The sequence below is a fragment of the Pseudomonas sp. S9 genome (assembly GCF_000222125.1).
GTDB classification, from domain to species: domain Bacteria; phylum Pseudomonadota; class Gammaproteobacteria; order Pseudomonadales; family Pseudomonadaceae; genus Aquipseudomonas; species Aquipseudomonas segetis.
The window spans coordinates 1-17834 of sequence record NZ_AFFX01000003.1 but is presented as its reverse complement, the minus strand read 5'-3'; the positions used below and the strand labels follow the sequence as shown (position 1 = coordinate 17834).

The following is a 17834-nucleotide window of genomic DNA, read 5'->3' as shown; positions in this document are numbered from 1 at the left end:
AGGCTCAGCAATCAATCTCTTTCAAGGCTTCGTGGTCGGTCTGGCCATCGCCAAACGCCAAGCCCATGGCCAGTGTCTGGGCAACACAAAATGCTGCGGTAAGTGAACGAAAGCCGAGCAACTCAGCATCGTTGACCTCGATCATCACCGAAGCACATTGGCCTATCGGGCTGAGAATGCTGTCGGTGATCGCCACGATTGGCGTGCCGGCAGCCAATGCCTGCTGGCAGGCATCAATCGTCTCCTGGGCGTAGGGCGGGAAACTCACGGCCACCAGGACATCATCGGCATGCAATGCACCGACCTGCTCGCGCAGGCTGCCGCCCAAACCACTGATATGCACGGCACGGCGCCCCACCCGGCTCAAGGCATAGCTCAAGTAAGCCGCCATCGGGAACGACCTGCGCATGCCCACCACAAAGGTGGTGCGCGCCTTTTGCAGCAATGCGATGGACTGCTCCAGAGCCTGCACTTGCTGGCCTTCGGCCAAGTGCTCGAGCGAAACGATATTGGCCTGGCTGAAGGCAGACAGCATGGCGCCAACATCCCTTGGGTCATCCAGCAGTTGCTCGCCACGGTAATGTCGGATGCGCTCCTTGAAGCTGCCCTGCCCTGCCTTTTCCAACGGTGCCTTGAACAGCCGCTGCAGGTCGCTAAAGCCGCCGTAGCCCAATGCTTGCGCCAGGCGAATATATGCCGATGCAGGAATCGCCGAACGCTTGGCCAGCGCCGCCAATGTATTGAGGGCAGCATCGTGGGGATGCTCGATCAGGTAATGGGCGGCATCGCGCATCCGGCTGGTGAGTTTGTCCTGTCCCAGCGCGATGGCTGAGCGCAGTTCATCCAGGGTTTGTGGCAGTGACATAGGCAGGTCGCTCGGTAAAAATCAGGATGGGCGCAGCTCGGCAATAGCCTCACTCAAACAGGCCACTAACCGGGTCATTTCTTCGACGGTGTTGTAGTGTGCAATAGATACGCGCACCACCCCGCCTTGTTGTGCCAGGCCCAGTTCGTTGATCAGGTGACGCGCGTAGAAATCGCCAAAACGAATACCAATGCGTGCCGGGTCAATGCGCCGCACTATGGCTTCGGACTGCACGCCTTCGACGACAAAACTGATGGTCGGCACCCGGTCACCATTGGTCACCTGGCTCTTGCCGATGATACGCACGCCCGGTGCCTCTCGCAGATAAGCCAGCAGGGTTTCAGCCAGAAGATTCTCCTGGACCTCAAAGGCATCAAATGCCGCCTGCATGAGTTCGCGCTCACTGCCTTGAGCCCCCAGGCGACGGCCAATATCGACCAGGTAATCACTGATACCGATGCAACCGTACGACAGCTCATAGTTGAGGTTGCCGGGTTGGAGCTTGTAGGGCAGCACGTCGCGCCCGATGAAGAAGTGGTTGAGGCTTGGCAGTTCCAGAAGCAACTCACGCTTGCCCCAGAGCACGGCGAAGTGGGGGCCAAAGACTTTATAGAAGCTGAATACGTAGTAGTCGGCGCCACTGGCCTGGACATCGACCAAGCGGTGTGGCGCGTAAGCCACCGCATCGACGCATAGCTTAGCCCCGACCTGATGCACACGACGCGCGACCTCGGCCACGGGATTGACGCTGCCCAGGATGTTCGAGGCATGGGTCATGGCCACATACCGGGTTTTCGGGCTGAGCAAGGCATCCAGGTCAGCCAGTTCCAGCTCCAGGGTTTGTGCATCGACATGCCACACGCGCAGCACGGCATCGCGCTCCTCGCACAAGCGCTGCCAGGGGCCGATATTGGCTTCATGGTCGCTGTGGGTGACGATGACTTCATCGCCGGGCTTGATCGAAGGTGCAATCGCACGCGTGAGAATTTGCAGCAGATGGGTGGTCGAGCCGCCCATTACACACTCTTCGGGGTGGTAGGCATTGATTAGTTGCGCAACCGACTCACGCGCCTCCATCACCTTGGCGCCAGCCTGCACCGAGGGCTCATATGAGGCGCCAAGCTGCACCGCATGGTTGAGCAGGTACTGGCTGATACGATCGGCAACCGGCTTGAGTACGGCCGAACCACCTGCGTTATCGAGATAGGCATAGCCATCGGCCAGGGCGGGGAACTGGCTGCGAACGTAATTGATATCGAGCAAAGTCAAAATAAGTCTCCCGAAAGTATCAGTGATGCAGAATCGCCTGCAGAAAAGCCTGGGTTCTCGGCTCTTGCGGGGCGGTGAAAAATTCCTGCGGCTTGTTCTGTTCGATGATTCTGCCGCTCTCCATGAAGATCACCCGGTCGGCGACCTTACGCGCAAAACCCATTTCATGGGTGACCACGATCATGGTCACGCCCGAACGCGCCAGGTTTTGCATCACATCAAGCACTTCACCGACCATCTCCGGATCAAGCGCGGAGGTGGGTTCGTCAAACAGGATCACGCGTGGCTCCATGGCCATGGTCCGCGCAATGGCTACACGCTGCTGTTGGCCGCCGGACAGCTGGCTTGGGTATTTCTCGGCGTGGGCGGCCATGCCGACTTTCTCCAGCAGCGCACGCGCACGGTCATTGGCACTGCGCCGCGACATGCCGCGCACCCGCACCGGCGCCAGGGCAACATTGGCCAGCACCGTGAGATGGGGATAAAGATTGAAATTCTGAAACACCATCCCCACTTCGCAGCGAATGCTCGCGAGATTGGGACCGTTTTCCACACGCTGGTCGGCAACCCGGATCTCACCTTCCTGATAAGCCTCCAGCAGGTTGATGCAACGAATCAGCGTGGACTTCCCAGATCCGGACGGCCCCAGGATGACCACCACTTCGCCTTGTTCAACAGTCATGTTGATGTCGCTCAAGGCCTGGAACTGGCCGTAGAACTTATTCATGTGCTCGATTTCGATCAGGCTGCTCATGCGCTTTTACCCCCGGCAGCATTGCGCCGCTCTATCCAACTGACCATTTGCACCAGCGGCAAGAGCAGCAACAGATACATCACCGCGGCCCCCACCAAGGGCGTCGGATTAGCCGCCAGCGCCTGGGCTTGCGTTGCCTGCTTGAGCAAGTCAGGCATGGCCACCACCGATGCCAGCGCGGTGTCTTTCATCACGTTGATGCAGTTGCTGGTCATGGGCGGCATGACAATACGCATGGCCTGCGGCAGGATCACGTCGCGCATGGTGTTGAAAAAGCTCATGCCTTGTGACGCCGCAGCCTCGAACTGGCCCCGTGGAATGGCTTCGATGCCGGAACGAAAAATCTCAGCCGAATAGGCGCACGACACCAGCGACAAAGCTGCCGCTGCGGCCGCGAATGACGACAGGCGAATCCCCACAAAGGGCAATGCGTAGTAGATCAACACCAGCAGAACCAGCAGGGGAATCGAACGCAAGACATCAATATAGGCCCGCGCCAGCCAGCGAATCGGCGCGAAGGCATAGAGGCGCAACATCGCCAGCAGCAAGCCGCCAACCAACCCGAGAATGATACTGACCACACCCAACAGCACCGTCACGCCAAGGCCGCGAAGCATCAGTGGCAGCGCATCGACAAATACGCTCCAGTTGAAGAATGTATGTAACAGCTCCATAGAAAGCACCTTGCTCGTGAACGGTTGATCGAGTGATTACTTTGGTACGTCAGTCACCATCACCGTGCTCGAATCAGCTGCGGCTTCAGCACCAAACCATTTCTTGTGCAGGTCGGCGATCACGCCTTCTTTCTTCATGGTGCTGATGATGTCGTTGACCTTGGCGCTCTCGGACCAGTTCTTCGCGTGCATCAATGAATATTTTTCGCCCGTTGGAATACGTGCGACCACGGCGTACTGCGGCTTGTCCTTGCTTTAAAAAAGCACCGCTGGAATATCACTGACATAGCCGTCCAATCGGCCCGAAGCCAGATCCAGCATGGCGGGCGACAAACCTTCATAACGCGAGACATCCTTGAACTTGTATTCGCCCTTGTGCTCGCCAACCCACATGTCGCCGGGGGAGCCGGTATCGACGCCAACTACTTTGTCAGCCATGCCGTCCAGGCCCTTGATGCCCGACTTGGTCAATACCGACAAGGACTGGTCACTGTCGTAATAGGGCTGGGCGAAACCAACAGACTCAAGGCGTTTGGGAGTGATGGTGATTGAGGAAATGGCAATATCGGCACGCTTGGATTGCACCGCGCTGAACAGGCCATTGAAGGGGATATTGATGAATTCGACGCTCTTGCCCGCACGCTTGGCGACTTCCTTGACCAGATCAACCTCGAAGCCAACTATCTCGCCCTTGGCGTCCTGGAACTCCCACGGAACGTTGCCGACGTTTGCGCCCACCGTCCAGTCAGCGGCCAGAGTCGATGCTGAAAACGCAGTGGCGATTGCCATGCCCAAGAGTACTTTCACGTTCATGTCTAGCTCCTCGATTCAAGTCAGTCCTACAGGCCGCCCGCTTGGATGAACAGGCGTTTCGAGATTGAGCATAGGCACATGAATTAAATATTTCAACAACTTAATTTACTGAATTAAATGCTCCAGCAAAGTGCAAACCAGACCCGGTTTGGTGCAGTGTTTACAAGGCACACAGGGTCTGGTTACAGAGTATTTGCGTGGCAGAAAATCAATCCAGACGCACTGATGCAGGGCGCCGGATCAACCCTTAGGACACCGGCATTCGATCACACAACGGGTTCGCCGGAGGATTCTTGGCGCAGCTCTTCAAGCAACAACTGCGCAGGGAATGACAACTGGCTGGCGTGACGGACAATCACACCGTAGGGCTCGCGTCTTGATTGGATCTGCAGGTCCAGGCGGCCAATCATGCCAAAACCCTGGCTGAACCCGGCCACCTCGCGCGGCATCAAGGCCACCGATCTCGCGTCTTGTTGCAACAGGCTGAGCATGCTGAAGGTCGAAGCAGTCTCCAACGGGTAACGCGGGAACTCAAGGCCTGCCTGGCTGAACTCGTGCTCAAGCAACAAGCGCATGGGCATATTGGCCGGGTAGATGATCCAGCGACAATCACTGAGTTGCGCCAGTTGTACATTGGCAACGCCCACCAGCGGATGTTCTGGATGAGCCACCAGCACCAGCTGTTCTTCGAACAGCTTCAGGCAATCGTAGGCATCCGGCCTGCGGCTGACACTGGTGCGGCAGATGGCCAGATCGAGACGCCCCTGATCGACCAGGCTGAGCAGGCGCTCGCTGGTATCCTCGACGATTTCCACCGACAACTCCGGCTGCTTTTCGCGTAAGCCTGTCAGGGCGCGCATCAATTGCGGGACCGCACCCATGATCACTCCAACCGACAGTCGCCCGCCATGGCCCTGAACAATGCCGATCATCTCTTCGCGCAGGTGCGCCAGGTCGCTGTGGATAAGTCGCGCATAGCGAATCACGCAGCGGCCCAGGTCATTTGGTGCCAGGCCTTGGCTGGTACGGGTAAACAGGCTGGCACCAAAAGTCGTCTCGATCTCATGCAGCGCCTTGGTCGCACCGGGTTGGCTAATTGCTACCTGCTCGGCCGCACGATGCAGCGAGCCTTGCTCATCGAGGGCAATAAGCAAGCGCAGTTGCTTGAGGCGCAAGCGCGAAACAATTGAAGGCAAGGACGAGATCATGGTGATGACTAAAAGTTATCGCTCAATCAGAAGCTTTCATTAGGCAGCATCTCCAAGGATTTTTAAAGTGATGCTTTAGGCTATCAACAGGAGCCAGGCCGATGCGCTTGATTCAATTCGAAAATGAACAGGGCCAACGCCACGTCGGCGTGGTCAATGGCGAGCGTATCGACATCGTACGTGACGCGCGCAGCACCCGTGAGCTGGCCCTTGCCGCCATCCGCAACCAGCGCAGCCTGCAGGCGCAGATTGAAGTCCATGGCTGTGAGCCTGGGCCGCTTTACCGCCAAGTGCTCGACGAACAGCGCGTACTGCCTCCGCTGGACCACGAAGACCCGGCGCATTGCCTGGTCAGCGGCACCGGCCTGACTCACCTCGGCAGCGCCTCGACCCGTGACAAGATGCACCAACAGGCTGAGCAAGAAGCAACCAAGCTGACCGACACCATGCAGATGTTCCGCTGGGGCATGCAAGGCGGCCGTCCAGAATCAGGCACAGCTGGCGCTCAACCCGAATGGTTTTACAAAGGGGACGGCAGCATCGTGGTTCGCCCCGGCGCTGATTTCCCGGCCCCTGACTTTGCCGAAGACTTTGGCGAAGAGCCGGAACTGACCGGGCTCTATGTGATTGGCGATGACGGCATGCCCTATCGCGTGGGTTATGCACTGGGCAATGAATTTTCCGATCATGTGGTTGAACGCAAGAACTACCTGTATCTGGCCCACTCGAAATTACGTTTCTGCTCCTTTGGTCCGGAAGCGCGCCTGGGTGAACTGCCCAAGCATCTGGCTGGCATGAGCCGTATTCGTCGCGATGGCGCAGTGCTCTGGGAAAAGGAATTTCTCTCCGGCGAAGAGAACATGTGCCATAGCCTGGAGAACCTCGAATACCATCATTTCAAGTACGCACAATTCCTTCGCCCCGGCGATGTCCATGTGCATTTCTTTGGCACCGCTACACTGTCATTCGCCGATGGCGTCAAGGCTCAGCCTGGTGACCAGTTCGAAATCAGTCTCGATGCTTTTGGCGAGCCACTGCGCAACGGTATCGAAATCAACAAAACGTCTTTTGTCGCCGGTACAGTCAAGGCGCTCTGAGCCACTTCGCCAAGCCCCTTGCAAGAGTTGGTTACGCAAGGGAACTGACAGCTCGCAGGCTGCGAGGCACTTCATCATTCGCGGGCCTATGCCCACCGCCTGAACCCATAAGGTCAAGGAGTCGAACATGCCCGATATACTCGGTCAAAACTACATCGCCGGGGGCCGTAGCGCTGCTGGCAATACCGCTTTGCAAAGCTACGACGCACAGAGCGGCGAAGCGCTTCCCTACCAATTCCATCAGGCCACGGCCGATGAGGTAAACGCGGCCGCCGAAGCCGCCGCAGCCGCCTATCCCGCTTACCGCAGCCTGCCTGCGGAAAAGCGCGCGGAATTCCTCGAAGCCTGCGCCGCCGAAATTGATGCCTTGGGCGATGATTTCGTGGCCCTGGTTTGCCGTGAAACCGCCTTGCCAGCCGCCCGCATTCAAGGCGAGCGTGGCCGCACCAGCGGGCAAATGCGCTTGTTCGCGCAGGTCCTGCGCCGTGGTGATTTCTACGGTGCGCGGATTGACCAGGCATTGCCCGAGCGCCAACCAATGCCGCGCCCGGACCTGCGTCAATACCGCATTGGGGTTGGCCCCGTTGCGGTATTCGGTGCCAGCAACTTCCCCTTGGCATTTTCAACCGCAGGTGGCGACACCGCTGCGGCACTGGCAGCAGGCTGCCCGGTGGTGTTCAAGGCCCACAGTGGCCACATGGCCACCCCCGACTGCGTAGCGGGCGCTATCACTCGCGCTGCGCAGAAAACCGGCATGCCCGCCGGTGTATTCAACATGATCTATGGCTCGGGCGTCGGTGAGCTGTTGGTCAAGCATCCAGCCATTCAAGCCGTAGGGTTCACCGGCTCCCTGAAAGGCGGCCGCGCCCTGTGCGACATGGCTGCTGCCCGCCCGCAACCCATCCCGGTATTTGCCGAGATGTCGAGCATCAACCCGGTGCTGATGCTGCCGGAAGCCTTGAAAACCCGTGGCGAGCAGATTGCAGCCGACCTCAGCGCCTCGGTGGTACTTGGCTGTGGTCAGTTCTGCACCAGTCCGGGCCTGGTTATCGGCGTTAGCTCGCCGGAATACAGCGCCTTTATCAAGACCCTGTCCCAGCAGATGGGCGACAAACCGGCGCAAACCATGCTCAATGCTGGCACGCTCAAGAGCTACGTCGGTGGCCTTCAACGCTTGCATGCACACACCGGCATCAGCCATTTGGCCGGTAGCGAGCAAACGGGCAACCAGGCATATCCCCAGCTGTTCAAGGCGGATGAGAGCTTGCTGCTCGAAGGGGACGAGTTGCTCCAGGAAGAAGTTTTCGGGCCGACCACCATCGTGGTTGAGGTGGCCGATCCCGCGGAACTGCTGCGTGCCCTGCACAGCCTGCATGGGCAACTCACCGCGACCCTGATCGCCGACGAGGCTGACCTGCACAATGCCGGCGACCTGCTGGCAGTGCTTGAGCAAAAACCTGGCCGCCTGCTGCTCAATGGCTACCCGACAGGCGTTGACGTGTGCGACTCGATGGTCCATGGGGGCCCCTATCCGGCAACTTCCGACTCACGTGGTACTTCCGTGGGCACATTGGCCATCGATCGCTTCTTGCGCCCTGTGTGCTACCAGAACTGCCCGGACGCACTGCTGCCACAAGCGTTGCAGAATGCCAATCCACTGGGCATTCAGCGCCTGGTCGATGGCAAGCCCAGCACCAGCGCCCTGGCTTGAGTCGTTGATGGCGATCAGTTACGCCTGAAGCGTTCACCCCAAAAATGCCCGGCTAAAATGCCGGGATTTTTTTTTTATGAGCGACGCCCTTCCTAGCTGCCACAAGCCATGGCTTAGACTGGGCCTACTGGTCAATCAAAGGAAGCAAAATGCTTATTGTCTTCAGCGGCCTGCCTGGAACCGGCAAGACCACCATTGCCAGTGCCCTGGCCCGGCAAACAGGGGCTCTGTATCTGCGGATCGATACAATTGAGCAAGCCATCCGCAATGCTGATGGCTTGGTCGGTGACCTGGGGTGCTGCGGGTATAGCATCGCCAACGAGCTGGCCCTGAGCAATCTGCGCCTTGGCAACACAGTTATCGCCGATTGCGTCAACCCAGTTGCCGAAAGCCGCGAAGCCTGGCGCATAACAGCCGCAAACGCGGCGGTAGAGTTGGTCAATATCGAGGTCAGCTGCTCAGACACAACAGAGCACCAGCGTCGAGTTGAAACGAGCAGCTCCGACATTGCAGGACTAAGTCCGCCGACATGGCAGGCAGGGCTCAATCATGAGTACAAAGCCTGGGACAGCCCGCCTCTGCAGATCGACACAGCCCGGCTCATGCCGGCACAGGCCGTGGCCATGATCCTGCGCCACATCAATCCCAAGCCTTGAACCCGGCGCACGTTGCGCACGCCGGGTAACTTCATTTAGTGCGAGTGACGCGGCACATCGGAACCACGGCAGCCGACCAGAAAGTCAAAGTCACAACCCTCATCGGCCTGCAGCACGTGATCAACATACAGACGGCGGTACCCGCCATCCCAGATCAAGCCCTGGGTTGCCTGCCATGCGGCAAGTCGCGCCTGTAGCTCTGCATCCGAAATATCCAGGTGCAGGCGTCCGGCATCACAGTCGAGCTCGATATAATCGCCATTTTGCACCACGGCCAATGGCCCACCCGCTGCAGCTTCCGGTGCGACATGCAGTACCACTGTACCGTAGGCTGTACCGCTCATGCGTGCATCTGAGATCCGCACCATATCGGTGATGCCCTTGGCCAGCACCTTTGGTGGCAGGCCCATGTTGCCGACCTCCGCCATGCCCGGATAACCTTTGGGCCCGGCATTTTTCAGCACCAGTACGCAGGTCTCGTCGACATCAAGATCAGGATCGTTGATACGCGCTTTATAATCGTCGAAGTCCTCGAACACTACAGCACGGCCTCGGTGCTGCATCAGCTCTGGTGAAGCAGCTGAAGGTTTCAGTACCGCGCCTTTGGGTGCAAGGTTGCCACGCAGGATGCTGATGCCACCATCGCGGCGCAGAGGGTTATCCAGCTGACGAATCACTTCGTCCTCACCGTAGATCGGCGCGTCGATGCAGTTGTCCCACAGGCTGCTGCCGTTGACCGTCAGCGCGTCAGGATTCGGCAGCAGGCCCTTCTCGCCCAGGCGGCGAATCACCGCTGGAAGACCACCGGCGTAGTAGAACTCTTCCATCAGGAAACGTCCCGATGGCTGCAAGTCAACGATAGTCGGCGTACCGCGTCCAACTCGGGTCCAGTCATCCAACTCAAGCTCAACGCCCATGCGCCCGGCGATCGCCTTTAGATGGATCACCGCATTGGTCGAGCCACCAATGGCGGCGTTGACCCGAATCGCGTTCTCGAAGGCTTCGCGGGTAAGAACTTTCGACAACCGCAAATCTTCACGCACCATCTCGACAATGCGCATGCCGGACATATGCGCCAGTACATAGCGACGTGCATCCACAGCCGGAATCGCCGCGTTGTGCGGCAGAGATGTGCCCAGGGCTTCTGCCATACATGCCATGGTCGAGGCCGTACCCATGGTGTTGCAGGTACCCGCTGAACGCGACATGCCGGCTTCAGCGGCCATGAAGTCGTGGATCGAGATCTTGCCGTCCTTCACTTCTTCGCTGAGCTGCCAAACCACGGTGCCTGAACCAATGTCCTTGCCCTTGTGCTTGCCATTAAGCACCGCCCCGCCGGTCACAACAATCGCTGGCACATCGCAACTGGCAGCCCCCATCAACAGCGCCGGCGTGGTCTTGTCGCAACCGGTCAGCAGCACCACGGCATCTACCGGGTTGCCGCGGATCGACTCTTCAACGTCCATGCTCGCCAGGTTACGCGTGAGCATGGCGGTTGGCCGCAAGTTGGATTCACCGCTGGAAAACACCGGGAATTCAACCGGAAAACCACCGGCTTCAAGTACGCCTTTCTTGACGTGCTCGGCGATCTTGCGAAAGTGCGCGTTGCACGGCGTCAGCTCAGACCAGGTATTACAGATGCCAATGATTGGCTTTCCTTTGAACTCGTGATCGGGAATGCCCTGGTTCTTCATCCAACTGCGGTACATGAACCCGTTTTTGTCGGCGGTACCGAACCATTGGGCAGAACGTAATGTGCGTTTCTCAGTCATGATTGCAACCTGTCAAGCAAGGGGGAGCTCGCCTGGAGCTACCCTGGGTAATTGAAAAATGGGGGGTTAGAGCAAGCCCGTCGAAAGGACTGGGAAGAACAACAGCAGGCTGAGTACGCACAGCTGAATGATGATGAAAGGCACCATCGATTTGAAAATATCGGTCAGGGTGATATCCGGGGGCGCCACACTTTTCAGGTAGAAAGCGGCGGGACCAAAGGGTGGTGAGATGTATGAAACCTGCATGCTCACGGCAAAGAGAATCCCGAACCACACCGGGTTGTAGCCCAGTTGCACAACAATAGGCACAAAGATCGGCAGGCACAGCATGGCAATGCCGATCCAGTCGAGAATCATGCCCAGCACCAGGAAGATCAGCATCATCACCATGATGATGACCACAGGTGCGACATCGAGCCCGGTAATCGCCGATGACACGAAGCGATTGCCACCCATCAGGTTGTAGACGCCAACCAGGCAAGCAGCGCCAATCCCGATCCAGACGATCATGCCGCAGGTTTCAAGGGTCTGGGTCAGGCTGGCCTGGAGCAACTTCAGACTAAACTCACGACGCAGCACAATCGCCAACAGCACGCCCAGGGCACCCATTGCCGCCGCCTCGGTAACCGAGGCGATACCGCCGTAGATGCTGCCCAGCACCAGCCCGGCAATAGCCACTGGATAGAACATACCCTTGATCGCTTCGGACACTGTCAGGCGTGGAAGACCGTCCGAATCCTGCTTGATATGCGCCCCGCCCATTTGTGGATAACCAACGCAAATCACCACCACATAGAGCATGTAGCAGCCCATCAACAGCCCGGCGGGCACCTCGGCGGCCTTGAACAAGTCGGCAATCGACACGCTGGCGATCAGGCCGTAGATGATCAGAACGATTGACGGCGGCACCATGGTGCCGAACGAACCAACAGCGCAGACAACGCCGATTGCGATGCGCTTGTTGTAGCCCAGACGCAGCATTTGCGGCAGGGCCAACAAGCCCAGCAGGACGAATTCTCCGCCGATGATGCCGGAAATGGCTGCAAGAAAAAACGCCACCACCAGTGTCTCTACGGCAACCCCACCAGGCATCCTGCCGGCGAAGAAACGCATCGAGTTGAATAAATCCCGGGCCAGGCCCGATCTGTCGAGCAGCCCCGCCATGAACACAAACATGGGTACGGCAACGAGCGAATACTCGGTGATAAAACCATACATGCGGCTGGCCACCAGCGGCGTGGCCATCGGGCCAAACCAACCGAGGGTAAAACCTGCGGCAACCAAACCTGTCACGAACGCCAGCGGCAGCCCCATAATCAGCAGGCCGAAGATGGCAAAAATCATCAGATACGTAGCGATTTCAATACTCATGGCGCTGATCTCGAATTATTGCTTGTTGCGCCATTGGCGACCGATACGCACAACTTGCTGCACTGCCATGATGGCAATCGCAATCAGGATGACGATCTTGGTGAAAGCGGGAAGCGGCGGATTCCAGGCCGAGCCTGAGGTTTCCAGGCGCCAGGCCCCTGTCGGCGAATGGGTGGCGTTAAATGCCAGGACCCAGGCGGCGTAGCCAATTGCCAGGCAAAACACCACGCCCAGCAGCAAGTTGAATATCTCCAGCCAATTGCGCTTACGCGGCGAGAGACGATCGAGCAGGATACGAATCTGGATATGCCGATTGGTTGCCAGCGCGTAGGGGCCGCCCAGGGCGAAAATCGATGCCACCAGGAATGTGGTGGTTTCGTGCGCCCAGTCGGTTGGCGCGTTGAACACGTAGCGCATGATCACTTCGTAGACACTGACCAGCATGGCCAGGAACACCAGCCAGGCGATTGCTTGGCCCATACGCTGGATAACACGATCAAGTGGATTGTTACTGGGCACTGACTCGGGCTCAGCAACACCGAGCGGGTTTTCGCTCGTTGGCGGATTCGCTTTCACGGGGAGACTCCTGACTTCCAGAGCGACCTGTGCAGAACAGCACAGGTCGTGCGGGGGATCAGAGCAGGTCTTTGCTCTGCAGATAAGACTTGATTGAATCCACGGCTTCCTTGGCTTCAGGGCTGCTGTTGCGCCAGGTGTCCCACTCGGTGCGGGCAATCTGGCGGAATTTCTTCAGCTCTTCAGGGGACAGCGTGGTCAAGGTCACATCACCACGCTTGGTCGCCAGCTCAACCTGCTCCTGGTCTTTCTTGTGCAGGTCGCTGATCAGCGTCGCGGTGAATTGATCAACAGAGTCCTCAAGGATTTTCTGCTGTTCGGCGCTCAGGCCATCCCAGATCGTCTTGTTGATCGAGATGTCTTTCATCGGCATCGAGTGAAAGCCCGGATGCACGGCGAATGGCGCGTACTTGTAGTAACCCTGCTCATAGTTGGTGGAGAACACCGTGTAGTCGGCGGCATCGATAACGCCCTTTTCCAGGGCGGTGTAGACCTCGGATGTCGGCAGGTTCACGGGGGCGGCCCCCACCAGCTTGAAGATATTCGAGACCATGCCTTCCGGCGCACGAATCTTCATGCCTTTGAAGTCGGCCAGGGTGTTGATCTTCTTTTTGCTGATCAAGGCTTCGACCCCAACAGCGCCGGCGCGGATCAGGTGAACGTTGTAGGGTTCGACCAGCTTGTTGTAACCCGCTTCGCCACCGCCGTTGCGCATGTAGTCGAGGAAGGTCGAGGTGTCGCTCCAGGCGCCGACCATATTGCCGTAAACGGCAAAGGCAGGGTTTTTACCTGAGAAATAACCGGGGTCGGTGATCTGGCCCTGGATGATACCGGCGCCAACGGCGTCCAGTGTTTCGTTGTTACCGACTATGGTGCCTGTCGGCATCACTTCGATGACAATTTCACCCTTGGTTTTTTCAGCTACGTCTTTCGCCCAGTTCTGAGCGATTCGGTACTCATCATCGCCAGCGTTGACGTTGATCTGGAACTTCCACTCTTCCTTGGCAAAGGCGGCAGTGGAACTTAGGAGCACAGCCATAGCAACGGCGCTCAGGGTCAGGCGGGTGGAAAATTTACTGGGTTGCATGGTGCCTCTCCATTTATTTTTATCAGGCATTTTGGCGGCAACACCGTCTAGGGCGCTACTCGCAAGCAGGTGTGCCAAGTCAACAGGCAGGCCGGCACACGCGTTCCGAGGCCAAAGAGTAGACAGATCATGGATAATCAACAAATATGTAATTTCGCCAAATACATATACAAATGGATATACCTAAGCCGAATGAAACCACTCAATAACAACTGGTTCGTGGGTGCGGGCCTAAAAAGCCGCCACATTCCGGTGCTGGTCGCACTGGGAGAAACCTGCAACCTTAATCGAGCGGCTGAAGGCCTGGGTATTTCCCAACCGGCAATCTCAAAACTGGTCAAGGAGTTAGAGGACGGCCTGGAGGTGCCACTATTCGAACGCCATGCACGTGGCGTGGTGCCTACGCTCTATGGCGAGGCGGTCATTCGCTATGCGCGCCGGGTGCAAACCAGCCTCGACAGCGCTTTTGATGAAGTGATCGCACTACGCGCCGGGCATCGCGGCCACGTCCGCATCGGGACCATTCTCACGCCTTGTGCCGACCTGTTGCCGGAGTTGATCCGCCAGGTGAAACAATTGCATCCCAACCTGGAACTGAGTATCCACACCGGCTCAAGCCGCGACCTGATGACCACCTTGAACGACGGCGAACTGGATTTTCTGGTCGCACGCTTCTTCGCCGATGTTGGCCTCAGCGGCATGCACTTCGAGCCGCTGCACAAGGAACCCCTGTGCGTATGTGCTCGTGCCGGGTTGATCGACCAACGATTGTCCCGCGAGGCGCTGCATCAGGCCGACTGGGTGCTGCCACCGTCCGGCAGCGTATTACGCTACGAGTTCGATGCGCTTTTCCAGCAAAAAGGCATGCTGCCGCCGAGTAAGGTGGTCAATGCCGAGAACCTGCTAATGGTCACCACCTTGCTTGAACACAACAACATGCTGACCGTGCTGCCGCGCGAGGTGGTCGCCCATTACGCGCGCTACAACATGCTGGCCGTGGTCGATGTCGAAGCCGGGATCGAAGAAGATCTGAATCGCAGCTTGATGGCCTATGGAATCATCACCAAGCATGAAGATTTGCTTTCCCCCTCGGCCAAAAGCGTGCTGACCCAGCTCAGGAAAATTGCCCAGTCGCTCTAAGGCAGCCCCCAGCCATGATCCCGACCAAATCCCGGGGCGCGCTTATTTATCGAGCAATTGTGCAGTGATGATTTTCTGGTCGTTGTCGTACATATCGGGGTAGTAATGGATAACCCCATTGGCGCCGACTTCCACTGTCCAATAGGCCATCACCAGGTTGAGTTGCTGATCCAGGCGGTACTGGCTGGTCTTGCCTGAATCGAGGCGGGCCTGGACTGTGCGCATCTGATCTGCATCGAGAATCTTGGTGAGCAATGTCTGGATGGCCTCGACGCGCACACAACCGGAGCTGAACACCCGTGGTGAACGGTCAAACAAGCGCTGGCTGGGCGTATCATGCAGGTATACAGAGAACGGATTATCAAACCGCAGCACCACTCGGCCCAGTGGATTGTTCACCCCCGCCTCCTGGCGCAGCATGATCGCACCGGGTTTTGACCAGTCGATGTCATGGGGGTTGAGGCGCTGGCCCTGGTGGTTATAGACATTCATCTGGGGTTTATCCAGGTAGCCGATATCGCTACGGATCGCAGGTAAGTTGTCCTCGCGCAAAATAGTTGGCGGCACTGTCCATGTCGGGTTCAGGGTTATCCGGTTGATACGCGACACCAACAAAGGTGTTTTACGCTCCGCACGGCCGACCTGGGTGCGCTTGCGCCACAGGTCCACGCCATTTTGCATCAACATCACCTCGGCACCCGCAACGTTCACCGCCACCTGTGCCTGCGTTAAATCATCGGCGAGCCAACGCAGTCGCTCAAGATTGACCCGCAATTGCTCGCGCCGGGTCAGCGGTGAAACATTGAGTTCGGTCAGGGTCGCGGTACCCATCACACCATCATCGTTAATCCCATGACGGGCCTGGAATGCCCTCAGGGCTGCAACAGTACCTGGGTCGAACCGGGTGTCTGTCTGAACATTGCCGCTGGTAAGCGCGGTGTTGTAGCCCTCTGCGTTTAGCCGGGTACGCAAGGCAGGAACCCGCGGGTCAGATTGGCCCGTGTGAAGGGTGGGACCTGCGGCAATCGGCTGCCAGCTTTGCAGCGGCCGACTGCGCAGTGCCGCATAGGCTGAGCGCAGCTGCTGATACTGCACGAGGCTCGGTCGCACGGCTTTAAACGCCAGGCCGGGCTCCGACAGATTGGCGATTGCAACCGGCATTATCGTGACCTTGGCTGAGGGCCGTACTGGCATATCGGAAGAACGCCAAACACTTTCCAGCTTCTGTTGCGACAAACGACCGTAGTGCAGGTCATGCAGCCCCTGCAGGTAGCTATGGGTCGTCAGAATATCAATGCAGGCTCGCAATCTGGGACTGGCATCGAGCGGCATGCTCGGTATTGGGTAATCGGTTGGCGATAATCCATCATCTGCCAACTGATTGACCTGCTCCAACAGCATGACCCGTGTGGCTTCATTTGGCCAAGCCAACGCCCCAGCAAGCGGTTGATAAAAATCATGCAATTGCGCTCTGGAAAAATCGTCTAGGCTTGTCGGCAGGGGCGCGCAACTGGTCGAGAGCGTGTCGATCAGCACACCCATGCTTTCTGTCGGGTTTGATTCAAGTGGCGGTAAGGTCACTGCATGACCGACAAATGGCGCCAGAATTAAGGCCAAGACCGTGTAAACTGCTCGTTTTTTGATCAATGAACTGCTCCATCCTTAGCTATACAGATCCGCCACCTCTAATGTGGCCCAATAATAAGTATAAGCGAGTCATCGCAAGGTCGACGCCAGGATGCACAGAAGCAATTGCTTTAGAGGGGAAGGGTTTATGTCTGTATGGGTTCGCCGGCTCTGCGTTGCAGGGCTAATGTCTTTCTGTGGCCCCCTTTTGGCCGCCTCCACTCAACCAATAAAAGACCCGCTGGTAGCACAACTGACCAAAGTAGCGCCTGGACTGGATCGCGAAGCCTTGCGCCACGCAGTTGCCGCCATGCAGTGCGCGGTCAATAACGGCGCCGCCCGCGCCAACAACCTCGCCGTCATTGATTACTCCCAGCCTTCATCGGCCAGACGCTTGTGGATATTCGACCTCAAGCGCCAGAAATTAATTTTGCGTGACTATGTAGCCCACGGCCGCATGTCGGGCGAGAACATTGCCAGCCAGTTTTCAAATCGGTTGGGCAGCTATCAAAGCAGCCTTGGACTATTTCGCACAGCCGAAAGCTACAGTGGCAAACACGGGCTATCGTTGCGAATGGACGGTCTCGAGCCAGGTTTAAACGATCTTGCACGGGAACGAGCCATCGTCATCCATGGCGCCAGTTACGTTGATCCTAATTTGATCCGCAGCCAAGGTCGCATTGGTCGCAGCCTCGGTTGTCCGGCCGTGCGCCCACAGGTTGCGCGAATGGTGGTCAACAAACTTAGCGGCGGCCAGTTCTTGTTTGCCTGGCATCCCAAGGCGCGTTGGACCCAACAGTCTGCCTACTTCAACTGCAAGCCACGCCAGGTCGCCGGTATCATCAATAGCCTTGGCCCGCGCAGCTAGCGCTCAAGCCATCTCGGCCGCAAGCAGGCGTAAAACAAAAAGGCAGACCTTTGGGTCTGCCTTTTTGTTTGTCCAGCATTGTGCGGTGCTTCGGATTATCCCAGCTAACCAGACTTGGATATTGAGCCTGGACAGCCTGGGTTTGCGTTGCTTGCCGGGTTCCAGTGCATATTTCAGGACAATGCTTTTCGCCCATGACATCAGTTGAGCAAAGCCTTATCACCAGGACGCGTAGCTGCGAATATCGCGGCGACTAAGCCATCTGTGCAGTCAGTAAACAGCCACCGCGAGGTGGCCTTTTATTGGCTGGGTATCAACCTTGACTGACTACTCTTGGTTGTCAGCAT

Annotated in this window: 17 protein-coding genes; 5 read left to right on the top strand and 12 right to left on the bottom strand. The window is 57.7% G+C overall.

Annotation, left to right across the window (positions count from 1 at the left end; all coding sequences use genetic code 11):
- Window positions 1-4 precede the first annotated feature (4 nt).
- From PSES9_RS0106800 to PSES9_RS0106775, 7 genes are all read right to left on the bottom strand, one after another.
- Window positions 5-865, bottom strand: coding sequence for a MurR/RpiR family transcriptional regulator (locus tag PSES9_RS0106800; protein WP_010485364.1), 861 nt, complete (start codon window positions 863-865; stop codon window positions 5-7).
- A 21-nt stretch (window positions 866-886) separates the two neighbouring features.
- A complete protein-coding gene (locus PSES9_RS0106795; protein WP_010485362.1) occupies window positions 887-2134 on the bottom strand; it encodes a cysteine desulfurase-like protein in 1248 nt (415 codons plus the stop codon).
- A 19-nt stretch (window positions 2135-2153) separates the two neighbouring features.
- Window positions 2154-2888 carry an amino acid ABC transporter ATP-binding protein gene (locus tag PSES9_RS0106790; RefSeq protein WP_010485360.1) on the bottom strand — a complete coding sequence of 245 codons (735 nt, stop codon included), beginning with the start codon at window positions 2886-2888 and terminating at the stop codon, window positions 2154-2156.
- Entirely contained in the window at window positions 2885-3562 is a 678-nt protein-coding gene (locus tag PSES9_RS0106785; RefSeq protein WP_010485358.1) for an amino acid ABC transporter permease, read from the bottom strand. The genes PSES9_RS0106790 and PSES9_RS0106785 overlap by 4 nt, the downstream gene beginning before the upstream one ends.
- 36 nt (window positions 3563-3598) lie before the next feature.
- Complete coding sequence (locus PSES9_RS25230) at window positions 3599-3793, bottom strand: hypothetical protein (protein ID WP_238530372.1); 195 nt, start codon at window positions 3791-3793, stop codon at window positions 3599-3601.
- Between the two features lie 24 nt (window positions 3794-3817).
- Window positions 3818-4375, bottom strand: a complete 558-nt coding sequence (locus PSES9_RS23045; RefSeq protein WP_238530371.1) for a transporter substrate-binding domain-containing protein — start codon at window positions 4373-4375, stop codon at window positions 3818-3820.
- Window positions 4376-4641: 266 nt separating this feature from the next.
- Window positions 4642-5583 (bottom strand): LysR family transcriptional regulator, encoded by a 942-nt coding sequence (locus tag PSES9_RS0106775; RefSeq protein ID WP_010485356.1) that lies wholly within the window; start codon window positions 5581-5583, stop codon window positions 4642-4644.
- Window positions 5584-5684: 101 nt separating this feature from the next.
- Between PSES9_RS0106775 and araD1 the strand changes: the two genes are divergently transcribed.
- The 3 genes from araD1 (at window position 5685) to PSES9_RS0106760 (ending at window position 9047) form a co-directional block, all read left to right on the top strand.
- Window positions 5685-6680 (top strand): AraD1 family protein, encoded by a 996-nt coding sequence (araD1, locus tag PSES9_RS0106770; protein ID WP_010485355.1) that lies wholly within the window; start codon window positions 5685-5687, stop codon window positions 6678-6680.
- A 127-nt stretch (window positions 6681-6807) separates the two neighbouring features.
- On the top strand, window positions 6808-8391 hold the full coding sequence (locus PSES9_RS0106765; RefSeq protein ID WP_010485354.1) for an aldehyde dehydrogenase (NADP(+)): 1584 nt from the start codon (window positions 6808-6810) through the stop codon (window positions 8389-8391).
- Window positions 8392-8540: 149 nt separating this feature from the next.
- Window positions 8541-9047 carry an AAA family ATPase gene (locus tag PSES9_RS0106760; protein ID WP_010485352.1) on the top strand — a complete coding sequence of 169 codons (507 nt, stop codon included), beginning with the start codon at window positions 8541-8543 and terminating at the stop codon, window positions 9045-9047.
- A gap of 35 nt (window positions 9048-9082) precedes the next feature.
- Here PSES9_RS0106760 and PSES9_RS0106755 read toward each other — a convergent pair whose 3' ends face one another.
- The 4 genes from PSES9_RS0106755 to PSES9_RS0106740 form a co-directional block, all read right to left on the bottom strand.
- A complete protein-coding gene (locus PSES9_RS0106755; RefSeq protein ID WP_010485350.1) occupies window positions 9083-10819 on the bottom strand; it encodes an IlvD/Edd family dehydratase in 1737 nt (578 codons plus the stop codon).
- A gap of 66 nt (window positions 10820-10885) precedes the next feature.
- A complete protein-coding gene (locus PSES9_RS0106750) occupies window positions 10886-12190 on the bottom strand; it encodes a TRAP transporter large permease (RefSeq protein ID WP_010485347.1) in 1305 nt (434 codons plus the stop codon).
- A 15-nt stretch (window positions 12191-12205) separates the two neighbouring features.
- Window positions 12206-12766 (bottom strand): TRAP transporter small permease subunit, encoded by a 561-nt coding sequence (locus PSES9_RS0106745; protein WP_010485345.1) that lies wholly within the window; start codon window positions 12764-12766, stop codon window positions 12206-12208.
- Window positions 12767-12824: 58 nt separating this feature from the next.
- Window positions 12825-13853: a TRAP transporter substrate-binding protein gene (locus PSES9_RS0106740; protein WP_010485343.1), complete on the bottom strand. Its 1029-nt coding sequence runs from the start codon at window positions 13851-13853 to the stop codon at window positions 12825-12827.
- 192 nt (window positions 13854-14045) lie between these two features.
- Between PSES9_RS0106740 and PSES9_RS0106735 the strand changes: the two genes are divergently transcribed.
- A complete protein-coding gene (locus PSES9_RS0106735; protein WP_010485342.1) occupies window positions 14046-14993 on the top strand; it encodes a LysR family transcriptional regulator in 948 nt (315 codons plus the stop codon).
- A 42-nt stretch (window positions 14994-15035) separates the two neighbouring features.
- Here PSES9_RS0106735 and PSES9_RS0106730 read toward each other — a convergent pair whose 3' ends face one another.
- Window positions 15036-16640, bottom strand: coding sequence for a L,D-transpeptidase family protein (locus PSES9_RS0106730; protein ID WP_010485340.1), 1605 nt, complete (start codon window positions 16638-16640; stop codon window positions 15036-15038).
- A 127-nt stretch (window positions 16641-16767) separates the two neighbouring features.
- On the opposite strand from PSES9_RS0106730, the gene PSES9_RS0106725 reads away from it, so the two are divergent.
- Window positions 16768-17487: a murein L,D-transpeptidase catalytic domain family protein gene (locus tag PSES9_RS0106725; protein ID WP_029529408.1), complete on the top strand. Its 720-nt coding sequence runs from the start codon at window positions 16768-16770 to the stop codon at window positions 17485-17487.
- The last annotated feature ends 347 nt before the right edge of the window (window positions 17488-17834 follow it).

What these genes read in the sequence shown, in the direction of transcription:
- PSES9_RS0106785 (WP_010485358.1), bottom strand. Translation starts at nt 3,562, where the DNA reads ATGGAGCTGTTACATACATTCTTCAACTGGAGCGTATTTGTCGATGCG.
- PSES9_RS0106790 (WP_010485360.1), bottom strand. Translation starts at nt 2,888, where the DNA reads ATGAGCAGCCTGATCGAAATCGAGCACATGAATAAGTTCTACGGCCAG.
- PSES9_RS0106760 (WP_010485352.1), top strand. Translation starts at nt 8,541, where the DNA reads ATGCTTATTGTCTTCAGCGGCCTGCCTGGAACCGGCAAGACCACCATT.
- araD1 (WP_010485355.1), top strand. Translation starts at nt 5,685, where the DNA reads ATGCGCTTGATTCAATTCGAAAATGAACAGGGCCAACGCCACGTCGGC.
- PSES9_RS0106755 (WP_010485350.1), bottom strand. Translation starts at nt 10,819, where the DNA reads ATGACTGAGAAACGCACATTACGTTCTGCCCAATGGTTCGGTACCGCC.
- PSES9_RS0106750 (WP_010485347.1), bottom strand. Translation starts at nt 12,190, where the DNA reads ATGAGTATTGAAATCGCTACGTATCTGATGATTTTTGCCATCTTCGGC.
- PSES9_RS0106740 (WP_010485343.1), bottom strand. Translation starts at nt 13,853, where the DNA reads ATGCAACCCAGTAAATTTTCCACCCGCCTGACCCTGAGCGCCGTTGCT.
- PSES9_RS0106775 (WP_010485356.1), bottom strand. Translation starts at nt 5,583, where the DNA reads ATGATCTCGTCCTTGCCTTCAATTGTTTCGCGCTTGCGCCTCAAGCAA.
- PSES9_RS0106765 (WP_010485354.1), top strand. Translation starts at nt 6,808, where the DNA reads ATGCCCGATATACTCGGTCAAAACTACATCGCCGGGGGCCGTAGCGCT.
- PSES9_RS23045 (WP_238530371.1), bottom strand. Translation starts at nt 4,375, where the DNA reads ATGAACGTGAAAGTACTCTTGGGCATGGCAATCGCCACTGCGTTTTCA.
- PSES9_RS0106725 (WP_029529408.1), top strand. Translation starts at nt 16,768, where the DNA reads ATGTCTGTATGGGTTCGCCGGCTCTGCGTTGCAGGGCTAATGTCTTTC.
- PSES9_RS0106735 (WP_010485342.1), top strand. Translation starts at nt 14,046, where the DNA reads ATGAAACCACTCAATAACAACTGGTTCGTGGGTGCGGGCCTAAAAAGC.
- PSES9_RS0106800 (WP_010485364.1), bottom strand. Translation starts at nt 865, where the DNA reads ATGTCACTGCCACAAACCCTGGATGAACTGCGCTCAGCCATCGCGCTG.